The 19549-nt window shown below is 46.6% G+C and carries 16 protein-coding genes; 5 read left to right on the top strand and 11 right to left on the bottom strand.

What is annotated here, in order from left to right; translation table 11 throughout:
* Window positions 1-84 precede the first annotated feature (84 nt).
* Window positions 85-2850, bottom strand: a complete 2766-nt coding sequence (leuS, locus tag F3J22_RS00470) for a leucine--tRNA ligase (RefSeq protein ID WP_167013211.1) — start codon at window positions 2848-2850, stop codon at window positions 85-87.
* A 258-nt stretch (window positions 2851-3108) separates the two neighbouring features.
* On the opposite strand from leuS, the gene F3J22_RS00465 reads away from it, so the two are divergent.
* The 3 genes from F3J22_RS00465 (at window position 3109) to F3J22_RS00455 (ending at window position 5206) form a co-directional block, all read left to right on the top strand.
* Entirely contained in the window at window positions 3109-3981 is an 873-nt protein-coding gene (locus tag F3J22_RS00465) for an ABC transporter permease (protein WP_167013208.1), read from the top strand.
* A 33-nt stretch (window positions 3982-4014) separates the two neighbouring features.
* A complete protein-coding gene (locus F3J22_RS00460) occupies window positions 4015-4323 on the top strand; it encodes a DUF3098 domain-containing protein (RefSeq protein ID WP_167013207.1) in 309 nt (102 codons plus the stop codon).
* Between the two features lie 82 nt (window positions 4324-4405).
* Window positions 4406-5206 (top strand): undecaprenyl-diphosphate phosphatase, encoded by an 801-nt coding sequence (locus tag F3J22_RS00455; protein WP_167013204.1) that lies wholly within the window; start codon window positions 4406-4408, stop codon window positions 5204-5206.
* Between the two features lie 98 nt (window positions 5207-5304).
* On the opposite strand, the gene F3J22_RS00450 is transcribed toward F3J22_RS00455, so the two are convergent.
* The gene (locus tag F3J22_RS00450; protein WP_167013202.1) at window positions 5305-6522 is read right to left on the bottom strand and encodes an alanine dehydrogenase; all 1218 of its coding nucleotides are present in this window, start codon (window positions 6520-6522) and stop codon (window positions 5305-5307) included.
* A 49-nt stretch (window positions 6523-6571) separates the two neighbouring features.
* Complete coding sequence (gene tsaE / locus F3J22_RS00445) at window positions 6572-7009, bottom strand: tRNA (adenosine(37)-N6)-threonylcarbamoyltransferase complex ATPase subunit type 1 TsaE (protein WP_167013200.1); 438 nt, start codon at window positions 7007-7009, stop codon at window positions 6572-6574.
* 171 nt (window positions 7010-7180) lie between these two features.
* Here tsaE and F3J22_RS00440 point away from each other — a divergent pair, with 171 nt between their 5' ends.
* Together F3J22_RS00440 and F3J22_RS00435 are read left to right on the top strand one after the other, a co-directional pair.
* Complete coding sequence (locus tag F3J22_RS00440) at window positions 7181-9286, top strand: cation-translocating P-type ATPase (protein ID WP_167013198.1); 2106 nt, start codon at window positions 7181-7183, stop codon at window positions 9284-9286.
* Window positions 9287-9334: 48 nt separating this feature from the next.
* Window positions 9335-11233, top strand: a complete 1899-nt coding sequence (locus F3J22_RS00435) for an ATP-dependent DNA helicase RecQ (protein ID WP_205195124.1) — start codon at window positions 9335-9337, stop codon at window positions 11231-11233.
* 52 nt (window positions 11234-11285) lie between these two features.
* Here F3J22_RS00435 and F3J22_RS00430 read toward each other — a convergent pair whose 3' ends face one another.
* The 8 genes from F3J22_RS00430 to F3J22_RS00395 form a co-directional block, all read right to left on the bottom strand.
* Complete coding sequence (locus F3J22_RS00430) at window positions 11286-12335, bottom strand: Gfo/Idh/MocA family oxidoreductase (protein ID WP_167013196.1); 1050 nt, start codon at window positions 12333-12335, stop codon at window positions 11286-11288.
* A 34-nt stretch (window positions 12336-12369) separates the two neighbouring features.
* Window positions 12370-13917, bottom strand: a complete 1548-nt coding sequence (locus F3J22_RS00425; RefSeq protein WP_167013194.1) for a helicase HerA-like domain-containing protein — start codon at window positions 13915-13917, stop codon at window positions 12370-12372.
* Window positions 13918-14060: 143 nt separating this feature from the next.
* Window positions 14061-14441, bottom strand: coding sequence for a co-chaperone GroES family protein (locus F3J22_RS00420; RefSeq protein ID WP_205195123.1), 381 nt, complete (start codon window positions 14439-14441; stop codon window positions 14061-14063).
* Between the two features lie 83 nt (window positions 14442-14524).
* Complete coding sequence (locus tag F3J22_RS00415) at window positions 14525-15364, bottom strand: MBL fold metallo-hydrolase (RefSeq protein ID WP_167013192.1); 840 nt, start codon at window positions 15362-15364, stop codon at window positions 14525-14527.
* 2 nt (window positions 15365-15366) lie between these two features.
* Window positions 15367-16662 carry an MFS transporter gene (locus F3J22_RS00410; protein WP_167013190.1) on the bottom strand — a complete coding sequence of 432 codons (1296 nt, stop codon included), beginning with the start codon at window positions 16660-16662 and terminating at the stop codon, window positions 15367-15369.
* A 43-nt stretch (window positions 16663-16705) separates the two neighbouring features.
* A complete protein-coding gene (locus tag F3J22_RS00405; RefSeq protein WP_167013188.1) occupies window positions 16706-17326 on the bottom strand; it encodes an ATP-binding cassette domain-containing protein in 621 nt (206 codons plus the stop codon).
* Window positions 17326-18120 carry an acyl-ACP--UDP-N-acetylglucosamine O-acyltransferase gene (gene lpxA, locus F3J22_RS00400; RefSeq protein WP_167013186.1) on the bottom strand — a complete coding sequence of 265 codons (795 nt, stop codon included), beginning with the start codon at window positions 18118-18120 and terminating at the stop codon, window positions 17326-17328. Before lpxA ends, F3J22_RS00405 begins: the two co-directional genes overlap by 1 nt.
* A 5-nt stretch (window positions 18121-18125) precedes the next feature.
* Window positions 18126-19544 carry a bifunctional UDP-3-O-[3-hydroxymyristoyl] N-acetylglucosamine deacetylase/3-hydroxyacyl-ACP dehydratase gene (locus tag F3J22_RS00395; RefSeq protein WP_240154972.1) on the bottom strand — a complete coding sequence of 473 codons (1419 nt, stop codon included), beginning with the start codon at window positions 19542-19544 and terminating at the stop codon, window positions 18126-18128.
* Window positions 19545-19549: the final 5 nt, after the last annotated feature.

Below are 19549 nucleotides of genomic sequence, written 5' to 3'. Positions count from 1 at the left end.
GCACACCACCGCCCGGAGGGCGGAATAAAAAAACCGGTCTCTACTTAGTAGAGACCGGTTTTAAAATCTATATAATCTCAATAATTACACTACCAGGTTGATCATCTTGCCTTTAACAATAACAAAACGCTTAACAGGCTTACCATCCAGGTATTTCTGAACATTCTCGTCAGCCAGCACTGCTGCCTGAATTGCGGCATCGTCGAGATCAAGACTCAGCTTCAGTTCTGCCTTGGTTTTACCGTTCATGGCAACAGGGTAGTTGAAGCTGCTTTCTTTCGTATATGCTTCATTGTAAACCGGATATGGTGCATCCAGGATACTATCAGCATTACCGACCATATGCCACAGTTCTTCTGCCACATGCGGTGCGTATGGCGTCAGCAATATCAGCAATGACTCAAGAATGCTGCGTTTATTGCATTTCAGCGTCTGGAGATCGTTTACACAGATCATGAAGGCACTTACCGCCGTATTGAATGAGAAACTGCTGGTAGCGCTGTCGATCTTATTGATAGCGGTATGCAGCACTTTCAGCTCTTCCGGTGTAGCGTTATCGTTCGTAACGATCAGGCCTTTCTGTTCGTCAATAAACAGGCGCCAGAATTTCTTCAGGAAGCGGTGAACACCTTCAATACCTTTGGTATCCCATGGTTTGGACTGCTCTACAGGCCCCAGGAACATTTCGTACATACGGAAGGTATCAGCACCATATTTCTCAACGAGATCGTTAGGGTTTACGGTGTTGAACAAACGCTTACTCATCTTCTCTACTTCCTGGCCGCAGATATACTGGTCGTTTTCGAGAATAAAGGTAGCATCCGCATATTCACTTCTCCAGGCCTTAAATCTCTCTGTATCCAGTACTACACCATCTACGATGTTAACATCTACGTGGATAGGATCTGTATCATAGCTGTCTTTCAGACCCAGCGAAACAAATTCATTGGTACCGCGTACACGGTATACGAAACGGGAAGAACCCTGTATCATACCCTGGTTTACCAGGCGTTTGAAAGGCTCATGGAAACCGATCAGGCCCAGGTCGAAGAGTACTTTTGTCCACATACGGGAGTACAGCAGGTGACCTACGGCATGTTCTGTACCACCCACATAAAGATCTACCTGGTTCCAGTAGTCGGTGATGGAGCGGTCAGCGAATGTTTTATCATTGTGCGGGTCCATATAACGCAGGAAATACCAGCTGCTGCCTGCATAGCCAGGCATGGTGTTGGTTTCGCGTTTAACGCCCGGCGCAATGTTTACCCAGTCGGTGATGTTGGCCAGCGGCCCTTCACCTTCAGGTCCCGGCTTATAATGGTCTACATGTGGCAGTTGTACTGGCAAATCCTTCGCGTCCATGGCATACGGGATACCATCTTTGTAAACGATCGGGAATGGTTCACCCCAGTAGCGCTGGCGACTGAAGCCGGCATCACGCATTTTGAAATTTACCTGTCTGCGGCCGATACCCATTTCTTCCAGTTTATCGATCACGATATCAGCAGCTTTGCGCATATCGGTACCGTTGAGGAAGCCACTGTTCTGCAGGATGGCATCTTTGGTCGGGTTGGCTTCTTCACCGTTGAAGGCATCACCAATGATATTGGTGATGGGCAGGTTGAAGTGTTTGGCGAAGCCGAAGTCGCGCTGGTCGCCACATGGTACGGCCATGATGGCACCGGTACCATAACCCGCCAGTACGTATTCTGCGATCCATACAGGTATTTCACGACCATCAAAAGGATTGATGGCATAGGCGCCTGTGAAGCAGCCGGTTACCTGTTTAACATCCGCCATACGCTCACGTTCCGAGCGACTCTGCACATATTCCAGGTAGCTGTTGATCGCATCCTGTTGCTCCGGTGTAGTGATTTTGGCTACCAGCTCATGTTCAGGAGCGATCACCATAAAGTCCACACCAAAGATGGTATCCGGACGGGTGGTATATACTTCTACTTTTTCGGTAGAATTTTTAAGATTGAATTTAATTTCGGCGCCCTGGCTCTTACCGATCCAGTTGCGTTGCATTTCCTTCATGGCGTCGCTGTATTCAACTGTTTCCAGTCCTTCCAGGAGGCGGTTGGCGTATTCGGTGATACGCAGGAACCACTGACGCATTTTCTTTTTCACTACAGGATAGCCACCACGCTCACTTACGCCGTTGATAACCTCGTCGTTGGCGAGAACGGTACCCAGTTCGGCACACCAGTTAACTTCTGCATAGGCCAGGAAGGCGAGGCGGTACTGCATGAGGACTTCACGCTGTTCGGTCTCTGAATAGCCTTTCCACTGTGCTGCGGTGAACTGGATGCTGCGGTCGCCCGGACATACATGCTGCGCATTCCCTTCTTTCTCAAAAATCTCTGCCAGTCCGCTGATAGCTTCCGCTTTCTGGGTGGTGCGGTTATACCAGCTTTCGAAGAGTTGCAGGAAAATCCACTGTGTCCATTTATAATAGGCTGGGTCACTGGTGTTGATTTCTCTGGACCAGTCGTAGGAAAACCCGATATTATCCAGCTGTTCGCGGAAGGTATCGATGTTTTTTGCGGTGGTAACAGCAGGATGCTGGCCGGTTTCGATGGCATATTGTTCAGCAGGTAAGCCGAAAGCATCGTAACCCATTGCATGTAGGACGTTAAATCCTTTTAGTCTTTTATAGCGAGAATAGATATCCGTAGAGATATACCCGAGTGGATGACCAACGTGTAGGCCTGCACCGGAAGGGTATGGGAACATGTCCAGCACATAACATTTGGGCTTCGTGCTGTCGTTGCTTACGCGGTAGGCGTGGGAATTGACCCACTGCTCCTGCCATTTTTTTTCAATTGCCCTGAAATTGTATTCCATATTGGTTGCAGATGAGTGATTAATTAAAGGATATATGCAATACATCCTGCATTAACCACGTTATCAAAGAAATTTTAATATTATATCGGCGAAGGCCAGTTTAGCAAAATAATGTTAAATTCATTAATACAGCAATGACAAACACGAACAACTTTTTATATTGCCGTTCAGAATGCTGCCTTTCCGATTGTATTGAAGGGCAAAATTAAACACATAACTACTAATTTTTATTATTTTCGCCGGATAAACTACAGATTAATGGCGCAATCAGGAAGATCATCAGCAAAAAAGTCTAAACCATCTTACCTGTACTCTATCGTCGGAGTGGCCCTGGTACTATTCCTCCTGGGAACCCTTGGATTGGTGGTGATACACGCAAATAAACTGAGCAAATACTTTAAGGAAAGTATTGAGGTACAGGTTATTTTAAGAGATAATGTTAAAGAAAGTCAGGCGATTGCCCTCCGCGATTCCATCGCTTCAAAACCATATATCAAAACTATTGAATATGTTTCGAAAGATATGGCGGCGGAGCGTTTCAAAAAGGAATTCGGGGAAGATTTCATCAATCTGCTTCAGTATAATCCATTATATGCCAGCATTAACATAAAAGCGAATGCCAATTATGTAAATGCAGATAGTCTTAATGTAATCGAAAAGGCACTGTCACAGCAGCCTATCGTTCGTGAGATGTCTTACCAGCGTGTGCTGGTAAGCAAACTGAATGAAAACGTACAGCGTATCGGTATGATCATCCTGATTATCTGCGGGGTACTTTGCCTGGCAGTCATTTTCCTGATCGATAATACCATCCGTCTGGCAATGTTCAGCAACCGCTTCCTTATAAAAACCATGCAGATGGTAGGAGCAACCCGTTGGTTTATTGCCAAGCCATTCGATCTGCGCAGCATTATCAATGGTGCTATTGCCGCGCTGGTGGCTATCGCCGGATTACTCGCGCTCATGTCGCTGGCCGATAAAATGCTCCCGGAACTGACCGGTATGCGTGATAATCTTATGATCGCCATGCTTTTCCTGGGAATAATCGTCATCGGTATCGCAATTTCACTCCTGAGCACGCACCGTTCAGTAATGAAATATCTGCGCCTGAAGCTGGATGATCTGTATTAATAGTTTATTTTTGAAGATATTAATCATAAAAACATGGCTAAACTTAGCATAAAACCTAACGCAGCGCAAACGAAACCGCTTAATCCTACAGCCGTTACGAATGAAACTGTTGCTGAACGCCCTATTTTCCCGGCGGCGAATTACCGCCTGATGGCAGTAGGTCTCGTGATCGTAATTATCGGCTTCCTGCTTATGATGGGTGGAAAAAATGATGATCCAACTGTTTTCAAACCAGAAGACGTATATAGCTTCCGCCGTATCACCCTGGCACCAATTGTAATCCTGCTGGGCCTGGTGTTTGAAATATACGCCATCATGCGCCGTCCTAAACAGGAGGCCTAATCCAACATTAACACTGTAATTCTATATAGCGATGACCTAACACTCATCGCTTTTTTTTTCACTTTTAACCATATTGTTTTCCATGACTTTTTTTCAGGCTATTATCATTGCGATAGTAGAAGGTTTAACGGAGTTTCTGCCAATTTCCTCCACCGGTCATATGATTATTGTGAGCTCTATCCTTGGCATCAGTAAAGACGAATTCACCAAACTTTTTGAGGTATGTATCCAGCTGGGCGCTATCCTGGCGGTAGTGGTACTGTACTGGAAAAAATTCTTCGTTTTCGATAAGAACCGCCTTAATTTCTATATTAAGCTGGCGGTAGCCGTTATCCCGGCGCTTATCATGGGATATCTCTTCAGCGATAAAATTGATCAGCTGCTGGAAAGTCCGCTTACCGTGGGTATCACGTTGTTTCTGGGTGGTATTATCCTGTTATTTGTGGATAAATGGTTCCAGGGTGGTACTATCACGTCTGAAAATGACGTAAATATTTTCACAGCCCTGCGTATCGGTTTCTATCAGTGCCTGGCGCTGATTCCAGGTGTTAGTCGCAGTGCGGCCTCTATTATCGGTGGTATGCAGCAGAAGCTGACCCGCAACGCCGCTGCTGAATTCAGTTTCTTCCTGGCAGTGCCTACTATGGCGGCGGCTACCGGTTATAAACTGCTGAAAGGCCATAAATTGCTCCTTGAGCATCCTGAAAGTATGAAACTCCTGCTGGTAGGTAACCTGGTAGCGTTTGTCGTGGCTATGCTGGCGATCAAATTCTTCATCGGCGCCCTGAAAAAGTATGGGTTTAAAATGTGGGGTTATTATAGAATCGTAGTAGGTGCTGTTATTATTGCAGCGCTGCTGATGGGTTATTCTTTGGAAATATAGTTGTTTCGATATTTATGGGTCACCACAGGTGGTCCATAAAAAAACTCCCGATCATCTGCCGAAGGCGGATAATCGGGAGTTTTTCTTTATAATCCTGCTTAACCCTTTACTGCTAATAACAGCTCCAGGTCAGTATATTTCAGTTTAAATTTCTCACTCAGGTGGTAGTTGGTCAATGCACCTTTATAGAGATAGATACCATTACGTACCCCGCGTTTTATCCACACCAGGTTCTCAAATCCGCCATCATCCGCAGCTTCTACGAGTAATGGCATCAGTACGTTACTGATGGCTTCTGAGGCTGTTCTCGCAAATCCTGACGGAATATTAGGGACGCAATAATGCACCACATCATATTTCTTGAATACCGGATTTTCATGCGTAGTAATTTCGGATGTCTCAAAGCACCCACCACGGTCGATACTTACATCCACGATAACGGAACCGGCTTTCATATTGCTTACCATGGATTCGGTAACCACAATAGGTGTACGGCCGCTCTGGCTGGAAAGGGCGCCTACAGCCACATCGGCATTACGCAATTGTTCAGCCAGCACTTTGGGTTGTATAACGCTGGTGAATACACGAACCCCGATATTATTCTGTAAACGTTTCAGTTTATAGATGTTATTGTCAAATACCTTTACGGATGCGCCGAGTGCCATAGCAGTACGGGCAGCAAATTCCCCAACGATACCAGCCCCGATAATCACCACCTTGGTAGGAGGGATACCGGTAATACCGCCCAGCAGTATACCTTTTCCTTTATTGTCGTTGCTCAGGTATTGTCCGGCAATCAGCATGACGGCGCCGCCGGCAATTTCACTCATCGCACGTACAATAGGGTAGGTGCCTGAATCATCTTTCAGGTTCTCGAAAGATAACAGGGTGATACGTTTGTCCATCATTCGCTGTACCTGGTAGGCTTTCAGTGCAGCCAGATGTATAGGGGAAATGATGATCTGGTGAGGGTGCAGCAGCTCGATTTCATCATCGGTCAGCGGGGCCGACTTCACAATAATCTCTGCTTTAAATACTTCTTTACGGTCGTAAAGGATTTCTGCGCCGGCTTCAGAGTAGTCGGTATCATAAAAGTGAGAGGCGTCTCCCGCTTTATGCTCCACCACAATATGGTGGCCGTGGGCAGCTAGTATGCTGACAGCATCGGGCGTGAGGGCAATACGGTTTTCCTGGAAAGAGGATTCTTTGGGAATACCGATAAATAAACGGGAATTCTTGGTGGGTATATCCAGCGTTTCTTCCAGTGGCGAATAACTGAACCCAGCACTCACTACAGGTTTAGGCCTTTGCTCCATATACTGTCAGTATTGATCTGTGTTTGAAAAGGTAACTATCAAAGATAAGTTATTTGTTTCTTGGGTCCGCTTCACGCAGCTCCCTTTTTTGATCAGGTAATACACTGATCTGAAGGTGAACGGTGTCGTCGGGAAGCAATGCTGCTATTACGTCCGGCCATTCTATAAAACTAATGGCATCCTGATAGATTGTGTCTTCGACACCTGCTGTAATCGCCTCATCTTCATCCCTTAATCTATAGAGATCCAGATGATATATCCGGCGGATTTTACCGGTGTCATCTTTGTAATTATATTCATTAATAATCGAGAAGGTGGGACTGGCAGTGGTATCTGATACGCCGGCTGCTGCACATAATGCTTTTACCAACGTTGTTTTGCCGGCACCCATAGGGCCTTCTAATGTAAATACTCTTCTGTTTCCATACTCCTTCCAGAAATCACGGGCAATTACCGGTAATTCTTCCTGTGAAAATGTCCAACGCATCAACAAATTTATTGCATTTTTCTCCTATTTACACTATGTTAAATTCTTCTAATGTATTGATGATTATGTTATTTATAATTTATTATTATACAGATAATTATATAGATTTTGCTGCTACGTTGCATTAATATTCAACGGCCGGGAAATATGGTTGGGTATCTTTGTATCAAGATGACACCAATCAGTTGCAAGGTAGAAGGAATGCACTGCACCAACTGTGCAATGAACGTTTCCAAATACCTGGAGAAAAAAGGAATGCAGGAGGTAAACGTCAGCTTTGCCACAGAGGAAGTAAGCTTCAACCTGCCTGAAGGCGGAAATTCTGCCGAGATATTGGAAGGAATCAATCAGATGGGTTACCGGGTCGTATTGGATGACGCGCCCCCGACCGTCGTTTCTCCCTATAGTACCCTCACTTTTAAATTCTTTTTCTGCCTCATATTTACGCTTCCGTTGCTAATGCATATGTGGGTAAGCTGGCCATGGCTGCATAATCCATGGGTACAGTTTGCACTGACGCTACCTGTATATATTGTTGGTATGCTTCATTTCGGGAAAAGTGCCATCCGCTCCATCATCAATGGCATCGCCAACATGGATGTACTGGTGACGCTGGGCGCCACGGCAGCCTTTATCTACAGCTTCGTAGGTACCATCATCTACGGCGATCATAACTACCTCTTCTACGAAACCACAGCAGCCATCCTCACACTGGTTTTCCTGGGTAACCTGCTGGAAGAAAGGTCCGTAAAACAAACCACTTCTGCCATCACCGACCTGGCCAAAATGCAGATCACCACTGCCAGATTGATCCACCAGGAAAATGGCCATGAACATATTCACGAAGTAGACAACCGTACCCTGAAAACCGGTGACTGTGTGCTGGTAAATACCGGCGACAAAATCCCGATGGATGGAACGGTTTACTGGGGCAGCGGACATGCCAACGAATCTATGATCACCGGTGAAAGTATGCCTGTGGCCAAAAGAGAAAAAGATAAAGTAATTGGTGGTACCATCCTGGAAGATGGCAGCATCAAAATATTTATTACCGCCACTGGTAAAGACACGGTACTGTCCTATATCATAGAGCTGGTAAAACAGGCGCAGCAGGATAAGCCTCCCATGCAACGCCTCGCCGACAGGATCAGCGCCATATTTGTGCCGCTGGTACTCGGCATTGCGGCCATCACCTTCCTGGGATGGTATTTCATTGGGCATACTACCTTCGCCACTGCCATGATGCGCAGCGTAGCAGTACTGGTAATTGCCTGTCCATGTGCCATGGGCCTGGCCACGCCGGCTGCCGTAATGGTCGGACTCGGACGCGCCGCCAAAAATGGTATCCTCATCAAAGGTGGTCATACGCTGGAGATGTTTAAAAACATCCGCCAGATCGTATTCGATAAAACAGGTACACTCACCACAGGTAAACTGCAAATAGGTAATTATCATTATGAGCAGATGACCGAAGCGGAGTTTAAACAGATTGTTTATTCGCTCGAAAAATACTCCTCTCACCCCATTGCCAGATCTATTGTAAGCCATTGGAAATCCACAGAAACCACCCCTTTACAACAGGTAAGGGAACATAAGGGATTAGGTATGCGTGCAAACGATAAAGCCGGTAATGAATGGCAATTGGGTTCCTTTCGTATGGCCGGCGACGTTACCACCGATGATAGCCATAACCTGTACCTCCTGAAAAACGGGGAACTGGCAGGCTGGATCGACTTTATCGATGAACTTCGGCCAGAAGCGGTGATCGTTATAACAGAACTGAAACAGATGGGCATTACGCCCATACTGCTTTCCGGTGATACCAAACGAAAATGCGATGAACTGGCCCAGCTGATAGGTATCACGGAAGTATATGCAGAACAATCCCCTGAACAGAAACTGCAAAAGATAGAAGCGCTGATGAAAACGGCGCCTACGGCTATGGTCGGCGACGGTATCAACGACGCACCCGCACTCTCCAAAGCTACTATCGGTATCTCTCTCAGCGATGCCACACAGGTAGCGATGCAAAGTGCCAATGTGGTATTGCTCAACAACAACCTGGAAGCACTCCCGCTGGCCCTGGGCCTCGGAAAACATACTTATCTCACTATAAAACAAAATCTCTTCTGGGCCTTTGCTTACAATGTGGTCGCTATTCCGGTGGCAGCCCTCGGATTCCTGAACCCTATCGTAGGGGCAGGCGTAATGGGCTTGTCGGACGTGGTGCTGGCCATTAATTCAGTAAGACTACGCTACAAAAGAGTCACCAATTAATGGTAAATTGCGGATGTACAACAACGCATAACGAATACCATACTCATTTTGGAGCCTGTAGACATACTTAAACAATATTGGGGATATGATCAGTTCAGACCTTTACAGGAAGACATTGTAAAGGCTGTATTGAGTGGAAATGATACATTGGCATTGTTGCCTACCGGCGGTGGTAAATCCATCTGTTTCCAGGTGCCGGCAATGATGAAGCCAGGAGTATGTCTGGTTGTTACGCCACTGATCGCGCTGATGAAAGATCAGGTGGCCAATCTGAAAAAACGCGGTATCAGCGCTTATTGTATTTACTCCGGTATGCACTATAAAGAGGTGGAAGTAGCCATGGAGGCTGCCCGCCGCGGAAGGTGCAAATTCCTCTACGTTTCTCCTGAAAGATTACAAAGTAAGCTGTTTCAAACCTATTGCGACGGACTACAGGTAAACCTGATCGCGGTAGATGAGGCACACTGTATTTCGCAATGGGGCTATGATTTCCGGCCTGCCTACCTGCAGATTGCCGATATTCGCAGCTTCTTCCCAAATACACCTATACTGGCGCTTACAGCGTCTGCTACGCCTAAAGTACAAACGGATATCTGCGATAAGCTCCTCATGAAGGATGCTAAGGTATTCCGTAAAAGCTTTGCCAGGGCTAATCTTTCCTATAGCGTACTGGAAGAAACCACTAAAGTTGATAAAATTCAGCATATCCTGGACCGTGTGCCTGGTTGTGGAATTATCTATTGCCGCAACAGGAAACGTACCCGCGAAATAGCCACCCTGCTTCAATTACAGGGTATCCCCGCCAGTTTCTACCATGCCGGACTGCCTCAGCAGGAGCGTGCAGCCCGGCAGGAAGCATGGATCAATAACGAGACGAGGGTAATGGTATGCACCAATGCCTTCGGAATGGGGATCGACAAGCCTGATGTGCAGATTGTCGTGCATTATGACCTTCCTGATAGCCTGGAAGCCTACTACCAGGAAGCTGGTCGTGCCGGCCGTGATGAGGAAAAGGCCTATGCAGTGCTACTCTACAACGAAGAGGAACTAACGGATATGTATGCACGCATAGCCATGCAATTCCCTTCACTGGAGCAGATCCGCGAGGTGTATCAATGCATTGTAAACTTTCTGCAGGTGCCGGTAGGCTCCGCAGAAGGGGTGTACTTCGATTTCGATATCAACGAATTCGCCCGGGTATTCCAGCTGAACCTGACCATAGCCTACAGTGCCATCCGGCTGATGGAACAGGAGGGCATATTACAGGTGAGTGAAAGCGTATTGCTGCCTTCCCGCGCGGAATTTGTTACCAATAAAGAAACGCTGTACCAGTTCGAAGATGCATATCCGGCGCTGGCAGAGCTTATCCAGACATTACTCCGTACCTATGAAGGTATCTTCGATAACCCGGTACCTATCTACGAAAGGCAGATCAGCCGTATTTTGTTGATTGAGGAAGATGAGATCTCTTCCATGCTGCACCAGTTGCATCAATATGGTATCCTGAAATACGCACCCCGCCGTGATGAGCCACAGCTGTGCTTTATGCAGGAACGGGTGTCTGCCCCTAATCTCCGCCTCAACATGGCCAGGATAGAGGTGAGGCGTAAAGTGTATACGGATAGGTTGGAAGCTGTTTTCGCATATGTGAGAAATAGCGCGACATGCCGTACACAGTTGCTGGTGAAGTATTTTGGCGAATCGGGAACACCGCCTTGCGGCGTATGTGATACCTGCCTGAAGAAAAAGGCCACGGCACTGGATGCGGCTGCATTTAAGCGTATAACCGATACCGTTATGAACCTGTTGCAGGAACCGGTAGAGCTGGATGTAATAGAGCAATCCTGCAGAGATGTCAGTAAGAATAACCTGCTGGAGGTATTGCGATTCCTCGAAAATGAAGGATTGATAAAGCGGGATATCTCCGGTAAGATATTGAAGAAATAAAAAATGGCATCATTGCTGATGCCATTTTCAATTCTTTTATAGCGGTATGGTATTACGCGAAGTTCACCACCTTACCCCCATTGCTACTCTCAAAAGCCGCTTCAATTACACGTACTACATTGGCACCATCCTGCGGATTTACCGGATTAGGTGCTCCATTGGCGATGGCTTCATAAATTCCATTGTAATAGTCCATATAGTTACCGCTACCTCCTGGTACAAATTCTTTCACTGTTTTACCATTGATAGTAGTGTGGAGCAGTCCCCATTCATGCGGCGCTTCAGCACCCCAGTCCGGGCTATCAGGCATCAGGCCACGTTGCAGTTGTGCTTCCTGGATGTCTGATTTGGATTTAATGAAGGACCCGATGCGGCCATGAACCTGATAGGCTGCCAGTGGCTCTTTGACGAGGTAGCTGGATTTCAGCCTTACGCGCAGGGTGTCGTAGAATAATACCAGTTCAAAATAATCATCTACAACAGAATCTTTACGGATAATGCGGATATCTGCCCATACCTTCCTTGGCAAGCCAAATATGGTCAGTGCCTGATCAATCAGGTGAGAGCCCAGGTCATAGAGTCCGCCGGTACCGGGTAAGGCCTCTTCTTTATGTTTCTTATAGCTTAATTCTTCCTTGAAGCGGTCGTAGTGTACTTCAAACTCAATGACATCGCCCAGTACGCCCGATTCGATGGTTTTTTTCACCACTTTATAATCGCTGTCGAAGCGGCGGTTGTGGTAGACGCTCAGCAGCAAACCTTTGCTGGCAGCGAGCTCGATCAGTTCCTGAGCTTCCTGGTGATGTACGGTGAAAGGTTTTTCAACGATTACATGTTTACCTGCTTCCAGGGCTGTTCTGGTGTAATCGTAGTGGGTATAGTTAGGAGTATTAACCACGATCAGGTCCAGCTCAGGGTCTTTTACCATATCGTCGATGTTCGTGTATACTTTAACGTTAGGGTATTTAGTTTTAGCCAGGTTTTTACTTCTTTCTACAACTGCAGTGAATTCGAAATTAGGATTCACGTGAATAAAAGGAGCGTGGAATATCTGTCCTGACATACCAAAGGAACAAATGCCTGTCTTAATAACTTTACTCATAGTTAGCTATCTGTTTATAATGAATATCAATGTTTTAAAACCAACTGCTTTTCTTATTGCTGCGTCCTCCGAGGCCTAATACACCGAGTACACTCCTGGTTATCATATTAGTAGCAGTACGGATAGCCTGTTTACCGGCAGAGCTGTCCAAAACCTTTTCCAAAGTACTTTTTTCTTCTTTAGGTTTGGCAGTTTTTTCGGTTGTATTAGCCGCAGGCGTATTGGCAGCTTCCTGGAGTTTGGCGGTAAGGATTTCGTAGGCGCTTTCGTTGTCGATTGTTTCGGCGTATTTCTTAACCAGTTTGGAATTATTGACCAGTGCATCAATTTCAGCATCGGTGAGTACATCCATGCGGGAGCGCGGAGACACCAGCATGGTGGCTGCAAGGGGAGTAGGTATGCCTTTTTCGTCCAGGCAGGTGATCAGTGCCTCTCCAATACCGATCTGGGTCAGCAATTCATCTGTTTTATAGAAATCAGAGAGCGGATAGTTTTCTGCTGTCTGTTTGATTGTTTTGCGGTCGTTGGCGGTGAAGGCACGTAGTGCATGCTGTACTTTCAGACCCAGTTGTCCCAGTACTGAAGCCGGTACATCCATGGGGTTTTGTGTACAGAAGAAGATGCCTACACCTTTGGAGCGGATCAGTTTTACGATGGTATCGATTTGTTTGAGGAGCGCGTCGCTGGCTTCATTGAAGATCAGGTGTGCCTCATCGATAAACATGACGAGCTTGGGTTTGTCCAGGTCGCCTTCTTCGGGCATGGTGGAATATAATTCTGCCAGCAGGCTAAGCATGAAGGTGGAAAAGAGTTTTGGCCTGTCCTGGATATCGCTTACGCGGAGTATGGAAATCATGCCACGGCCATCATCACTGATGCGCATGAGGTCGTCTACTTCAAAGGATTTCTCGCCGAAGAACTGAGTGGCGCCTTGTTGCTCCAGTTCTATCACTTTTCTGAGAATAGTACCGGTGGAGGTGGTAGATATCTTCCCATATTCTTTTTCCAGTTCTGCCTTGCCTTCATCACTGGAATATTGCAGTACTTTTTTGAAGTCTTTCAGGTCCAGCAGCGGCAGTTTGTTATCGTCGCAGTATTTAAATAGCATGGCCACCACGCCGGCCTGTGTATCGTTTAGTTCTAATATTTTAGAGAGAAGGACAGGGCCGAATTCAGAGACGGTGGCACGCAGGTGAACGCCTTTCTCCTGGCTGAGGGAAAGCAATTCTGCCGGATAGGCCGCAGGGCTCCAGCTACCGCCGATTTTCTGGTATCGTTCCTGTATTTTGGGATTGTCTGTACCGGCGGCTGCGATGCCGCTCAGGTCTCCTTTGATGTCCATCAGCAATACCGGTACACTGGCATCACTGAGGCCTTCCGCAATGATCTGGAGGGTCTTGGTTTTTCCCGTACCTGTGGCGCCGGCAATGAGTCCGTGCCTGTTCATTGTTTTTAAAGGAAGAAATACATCCGCGCCTTTCACTACTTCACCATCCAGCATTGCACAACCCAGTCTGAAATGCTCACCTTTGAAGGTATATCCTTTTGTTATGCTTTCGAGAAATGCATCTTTATTGGACATGGTGTTTTGTTTTGTATGAAGATAACGAAAAGCAGTCATTATACCTGCTCCTCAGGGGGTTACGTGGATGGCTGTCATCCCCGTAAACCAGAAATCCCCGTATGCCGCAGGCATACGGGGATTTCTGGAAATAAATATCATTCTTACAATTCTTCTTCTCTTTCTAACATCAATATCGCTCCCTGTGGCACGATATAATACTTTTCATCCTGGTACACTACTTCAGTAGAGCCACTGAGCAGGAATATGGCGAGGTCACCTTCTTTGGCCTGTAAAGGGATATATTTGATTTTATCCTCTTCCGGCTTCCAGGAATCATCTTCATCAACAGGAACGGGAATTGCATACCCCGGGCCGGTTTTGATGACATATCCCTGTTGTACCTTTTCTTTTTCCTGCACACCGGGAGGCAGGTATAAACCGCTGGTAGTACGATCGTGCGGAGTAGTCAGTTTAATCAGTACGCGGTCGCCCACGACGATCAGCTTTTTCAACTTATTATCCGGTGTGATATGTATTGCCATGTTTTTAAATTTCTCCTGTGGTATATCATCAAAATTAGTGCTGTAAAAGCCCTGGATGACATACTGACAGGCCCTTTACATTATCAGATACTGCTGAGTTTGAAAGCATCGCCGGCACGGATGCCTTTCTCTGTCTGTTGCAGGATACAGCATTCATTCACGGGGTCGTGTTCAAAGAACAGGATGTATTTGTTTTCTGCGGCCTCCTGCAGGAAGCTTTTCTTTTCGTTGAGCGTTATCAGCGGGCGCGTATCATAGGCCATTACATATGGCAATGGAATATGTGCGATAGAAGGCAGTAAATCGGCCATATAGATCAGGGTCTGATCTTTATAGCTGATCTGAGGGAGCATCATGGCATCGGTATGGCCATTGGCAAAGCGGATGCGCACATGATCAGTGAAAGCGATGCCTTCTTTGTTTTCTACGAATCTGAGCTGTCCGCTTTCCTGTATAGGAAGGATATTTTCCTTCAGGAAGGAGGCCTTTTCTCTGTCGTTGGGTACAGTAGCCCATTGCCAGTGGTCGGCATTGCTCCAGTAGGTAGCGTTTTTAAAGGCAGGTACCAGTTTATCTCCCGCTCTTACTATACTTCCGCCACAATGGTCGAAATGCAGGTGTGTGAGAAATACATCGGTGATATCATCTCTATGAAAACCATGTGCAGCCAGTGATTTATCCAGCGTATCTGTACCATGGAGATAGTAATGACCGAAGAATTTCGCATCCTGTTTATCACCGATACCATTGTCGACCAGGATCAGCCTTTTACCATCTTCAATGAGGAGGCAACGCATGGCCCAGGTGCAGAGATTGTTTTCATCTGCCGGATTGAGTTTATTCCACATCGTTTTAGGAACAACGCCAAACATGGCGCCGCCATCTAACTTGAAAAATCCGGTTTCTATGGTGTATAATTTCATTATTAAGCTTTTACCGAAGTTAAGGTTTCTGCTTCTAATTGCTTCTGTTTCAACAGTGCTGTGATGACCCATACCAGTCCTATTACGAAGAACACCACCAATGCGAGTACGGAATAGCGGAGGTTGTTGGTAAGGTCATCTATATAAGCAAAGGAGAACATACCGATCACGATGGAGAGCTTTTCAGTTACGTCATAATAGCTGAAGAAAGAAGCCGTATCCCTGGTTTCAGGCATTAGTTTCGCGTAGGTAGATCGGCTGAGCGACTGAATACCTCCCATAACCAGGCCAACAGCAGTTGCCAACAGATAGAAGTGCATGGCCGTCTGCATTTTATAACCGGCAATGCAAATGAAGATCCACATAATAACAACGGCAATGATTACACGCAGGTTGCCATATACACCGGAAAGTTTAGCCATCCCCCAGGCACCCAGAATAGCTACCACCTGGATGATTACCACAGTTGCAATCAGGTTGGTATCCGGGAGGTGCAATACTTTGCTGCCGAAAATGGTAGCGGCCAGCATTACAGTTTGTACACCCATGCTGTAAAAGAAGAAACCACGAAGGAAGCATTTCAGTACTGGCATGAGTTTCACCTGTGCGTATACTTTTTTCAATTCAGTAAAGCCTTCTGTGAGGGCGCTGCCGGTATGTTTGGCCGCACTCCTGGTTGCTGGTAACGCACGGAAGGTAATCTGTGCAAATCCCAGCCACCAAATGCCTACCAGCAGGAAGGTAAGCTGTACGGGTTTGGCGTCTGTCATGCCAAATGGCTTGATGATCACCAGCGCAAATCCTATCAGTTGCAGGATCACACTACCGATATAACCCATGGCAAATCCTTTTGCACTTACGTTGTCCTGATCTTCAGGAGCGGCAATTTCAGGCAGATAAGAGTTGTAGAATACCAGTCCGCCGCAATAACCCATTGTGGCCAGCATAAAGAAGGTGACGCCCCAATAGAGGTTGCTGCTGTCGAAGAAATACAGGGCGCTGCAGGAGATGGACCCCAGCAGTGTAAAGAATACCAGGAAGTTCTTTTTGTTTCCCCTGGTATCTGCTATGGAAGACAGGATGGGAGAGGCAATGGCTACCAGCAGGAAAGCCGCTGCCATAGTGTAATTGTAAAGTGCTGAGTTGACAAAGTTCATTCCCAGGAAGGAAACTTTCTCTTTGGTGACAGCGAGGAAATAGATAGGGAAGAAGGTAGTGGTGATAACCAGGTTATAAACGGAGTTGGCCCAATCGTACATGGCCCAGCCGTTAATGACTTTCTTATTGGCAGTTTGCATGCTTGTTCAGCTTTTAGTAGCAGCGAAGATATAATAACGCCCTCTACTTTTTATAATCGCTGATATGTATAAAGTGCTTGCACATAAAATATTCGCGTTCATCGTTGGAGCTAACGATGATCAGGCGGTTGCCGCCATATTCGCTGATAAGCTGCTGGTAAAGGGTTGTACCTGCATTGTCGAGGTTGGTGCAGGGTTCGTCCAGGAAGAGCACCGGCACATCGGAAAAGATAGCCAGGGCCAGTTTGGTACGCTGTTTCATACCGGAAGAAAAGTGCCTGATCTGTTTGTTGGCAGCTTTTTCCAGTCCTACCAGTTCCATCGCCTTTTGGGGCGTTATTCCCGGCAGGAAGTTTTTGAACTGTAAATGAAATTCGATGCTTTCGCGGAGGGTGAGTTCCTCGATCAGTTCGAGGTATGGGGCCGCAATAGCACAATACCGGAAGAATTCATCTACGGGGATGGACCCTTCCGGTGTGCTGTATGAAACGGTGCCTTCATTTTGCTGAATGGCACCGCTGATTACTTGTAGTAGTGTGGATTTGCCTGATCCGTTCGGACCGAGTATAGCATATCTTTCACCATCCTGAAAGGAGTAGTCAACCCGACGGAATATCCAGTCGTAGTTATAACGCTTTCCAGTCTGATTCAGTGATATCGTCATCAGTCGTCGTTAGATCTGGAAGTATAACCTTTCATAATACCGCGGCCGGACTCACGGATGAAGTTGAGTACTTCATCTCTTTCGTCAGTAGCAGGGAATTCAGCTTCGATCATACTGATAGCCTTGGAGAGCTTGTAGCCTTTTACGAAGATGACACGGTAAATGTCGAGGATGTGGTTAATTTTTTCAACGGAGAAGCCTCTTCTTTTGAGGCCTACAGAGTTGACACCAACATAAGAGAGTGGTTCACGGGCGGCTTTTACGAAAGGAGGAACATCTTTACGTACGAGGGAACCGCCGGTAACGAATGCGTGGTCACCGATTTTGCAGAACTGTTGTACTGCCACCATTCCGGCTAATACTACGTGATCACCAACGGTGATGTGGCCTGCCAGGGTGGTGTTGTTGGAGAATACGCAGTAGTTACCTACTTCGCAATCGTGAGCAATATGGCTGTAAGCCATAATCAGACAGTTGTTACCGATAGTGGTTTTCCATTTGTCTTTGGTACCGCGGTTGATGGTAACATATTCACGAATTGTGGTGTTGTTACCGATTTCCACGGTAGTTTCTTCACCCGCATATTTTAAATCCTGAGGGATAGCAGAAATAACTGCACCTGGGAATATACGACAGTTGCTGCCGATACGGGCTCCTTCCATGATGGTTACGTTGGAGCCGATCCAGGTACCTTCACCTATTTCAACGTTTTTGTGAATTACAGTAAACGGATCAATTTTTACATTTGGCGCAACTTTGGCGTCCGGATGTATGTAAGTAAGCGGGTGGATCATTGCTGTTATTTGCTCTCTCTTGTTTTAATAATTTGTGCTATCATATCAGCTTCGGTAGCTACCTTATTGCCGATAAATACGGTGCCGCGCATCTCAACTATTCCCCTTCTGATCGGACTCAGCAACTCCATTTTAAGAATCATGGTATCTCCCGGAAAAACTTTCTGTTTGAATTTACAGTTGTCGATTTTCAGGAAATAAGTATCGTAGTTTTCAGGATCCGCTACCCTGTTCAGCGCCAGGATACCACCAACCTGTGCCAGTGCTTCCAGCTGGAGAACTCCAGGCATTACAGGATTGCCAGGGAAGTGGCCCTGGAAGAAGTTTTCGTTGAAGGTAACATTCTTGATACCTACTACGCGTTCTTCCTGCAGTTCGATGATTTTATCCACCAGCAGCATAGGGTATCTGTGCGGCAGGGTTCTTTCGATACGTGGGGTATCGAAGATTGGTGGCTGCATCGGATCATAAACAGGAACGCCCTGGTTATGCTTGTTCTTTTTGATATACGCTTTGATCTTACGTGCAAATTCCACGTTGGAAGCGTGACCCGGGCGGTTGGCGATGATATGCGCCTTGATAGGATATCCGATCAGGGCGAGGTCACCTACAACGTCCAGGAGTTTGTGACGTGCCGGTTCGTTAGGGAAACGCAGCTCAATATTGTTGAGGATACCTTCACGCTGTACAGACATGGTTTCGCGGTTGAAGGCTTTAGCCAGACGGGCCATATCGTCTTCATTTACCGCGCGGTCTACCACTACGATCGCGTTATTGATATCACCACCTTTGATCAGGTTGTTGTTCAGCAGGTATTCCAGCTCATGCAGGAAGCAGAACGTGCGGGATGATGCGATATCATCACGGAACTGTTCCAGTCCTTTCATTTTGGCATGCTGTGTACCCAGTACAGGGCTATTGAAGTCTATCAGACAGGTAATACTATAGTTCAACGCAGGGAGCGCTACCATTTCCACTTTCTTCTGCTCATCGTAATAAGTGATGTTAGTGTCGATGGTATAGTAGATTTTCTTAGCGTCCTGGTCCTGGATACCGATTTTCTCGATTGCTTCTATGAATGGCAGGGAACTACCATCCATGATAGGAATTTCAGGACCATCCAGTTCAATCAGCACGTTGTCCACACCAGTGCCAACCAATGCTGCCAGCAGATGCTCTACTGTGCTCACACGGGCGCCGTTATGTTCCAGGGTGGTTCCTCTTGCGGTATCAACCACATAGTCCACGTCTGCTTTTACAACTGGCTGATTAGGCAGGTCTACACGTTGAAATTTAATCCCAAATCCTGGAGAGGCCGGCTTCAAAGTCATATTCACACTGGCCCCAGTGTGTAAACCAACACCAGAAATGTGAATGTCACCTTTCAATGTATGCTGGTTTTCCAACTGTTGATTTTCCATCATAATTA

The sequence above is a fragment of the Chitinophaga sp. Cy-1792 genome, assembly GCF_011752935.1.
Lineage (GTDB): Bacteria > Bacteroidota > Bacteroidia > Chitinophagales > Chitinophagaceae > Chitinophaga.
Note: the sequence above shows the minus strand (reverse complement) of the source record. Positions and strands in the feature narration are given on the sequence as shown.

Bases quoted from the DNA above. Each gene is read 5' to 3' on its own strand.
- F3J22_RS00430 (WP_167013196.1), bottom strand. From the start codon at position 12,335: ATGAGTAAAGTTATTAAGACAGGCATTTGTTCCTTTGGTATGTCAGGA.
- F3J22_RS00450 (WP_167013202.1), bottom strand. From the start codon at position 6,522: ATGGAGCAAAGGCCTAAACCTGTAGTGAGTGCTGGGTTCAGTTATTCG.
- lpxA (WP_167013186.1), bottom strand. From the start codon at position 18,120: ATGATCCACCCGCTTACTTACATACATCCGGACGCCAAAGTTGCGCCA.
- F3J22_RS00425 (WP_167013194.1), bottom strand. From the start codon at position 13,917: ATGTCCAATAAAGATGCATTTCTCGAAAGCATAACAAAAGGATATACC.
- F3J22_RS00405 (WP_167013188.1), bottom strand. From the start codon at position 17,326: ATGACGATATCACTGAATCAGACTGGAAAGCGTTATAACTACGACTGG.
- F3J22_RS00410 (WP_167013190.1), bottom strand. From the start codon at position 16,662: ATGCAAACTGCCAATAAGAAAGTCATTAACGGCTGGGCCATGTACGAT.
- F3J22_RS00420 (WP_205195123.1), bottom strand. From the start codon at position 14,441: ATGGCAATACATATCACACCGGATAATAAGTTGAAAAAGCTGATCGTC.
- tsaE (WP_167013200.1), bottom strand. From the start codon at position 7,009: ATGCGTTGGACATTTTCACAGGAAGAATTACCGGTAATTGCCCGTGAT.
- F3J22_RS00395 (WP_240154972.1), bottom strand. From the start codon at position 19,544: ATGATGGAAAATCAACAGTTGGAAAACCAGCATACATTGAAAGGTGAC.
- leuS (WP_167013211.1), bottom strand. From the start codon at position 2,850: ATGGAATACAATTTCAGGGCAATTGAAAAAAAATGGCAGGAGCAGTGG.
- F3J22_RS00415 (WP_167013192.1), bottom strand. From the start codon at position 15,364: ATGAAATTATACACCATAGAAACCGGATTTTTCAAGTTAGATGGCGGC.
- F3J22_RS00460 (WP_167013207.1), top strand. From the start codon at position 4,015: ATGGCTAAACTTAGCATAAAACCTAACGCAGCGCAAACGAAACCGCTT.
- F3J22_RS00465 (WP_167013208.1), top strand. From the start codon at position 3,109: ATGGCGCAATCAGGAAGATCATCAGCAAAAAAGTCTAAACCATCTTAC.
- F3J22_RS00455 (WP_167013204.1), top strand. From the start codon at position 4,406: ATGACTTTTTTTCAGGCTATTATCATTGCGATAGTAGAAGGTTTAACG.
- F3J22_RS00440 (WP_167013198.1), top strand. From the start codon at position 7,181: ATGACACCAATCAGTTGCAAGGTAGAAGGAATGCACTGCACCAACTGT.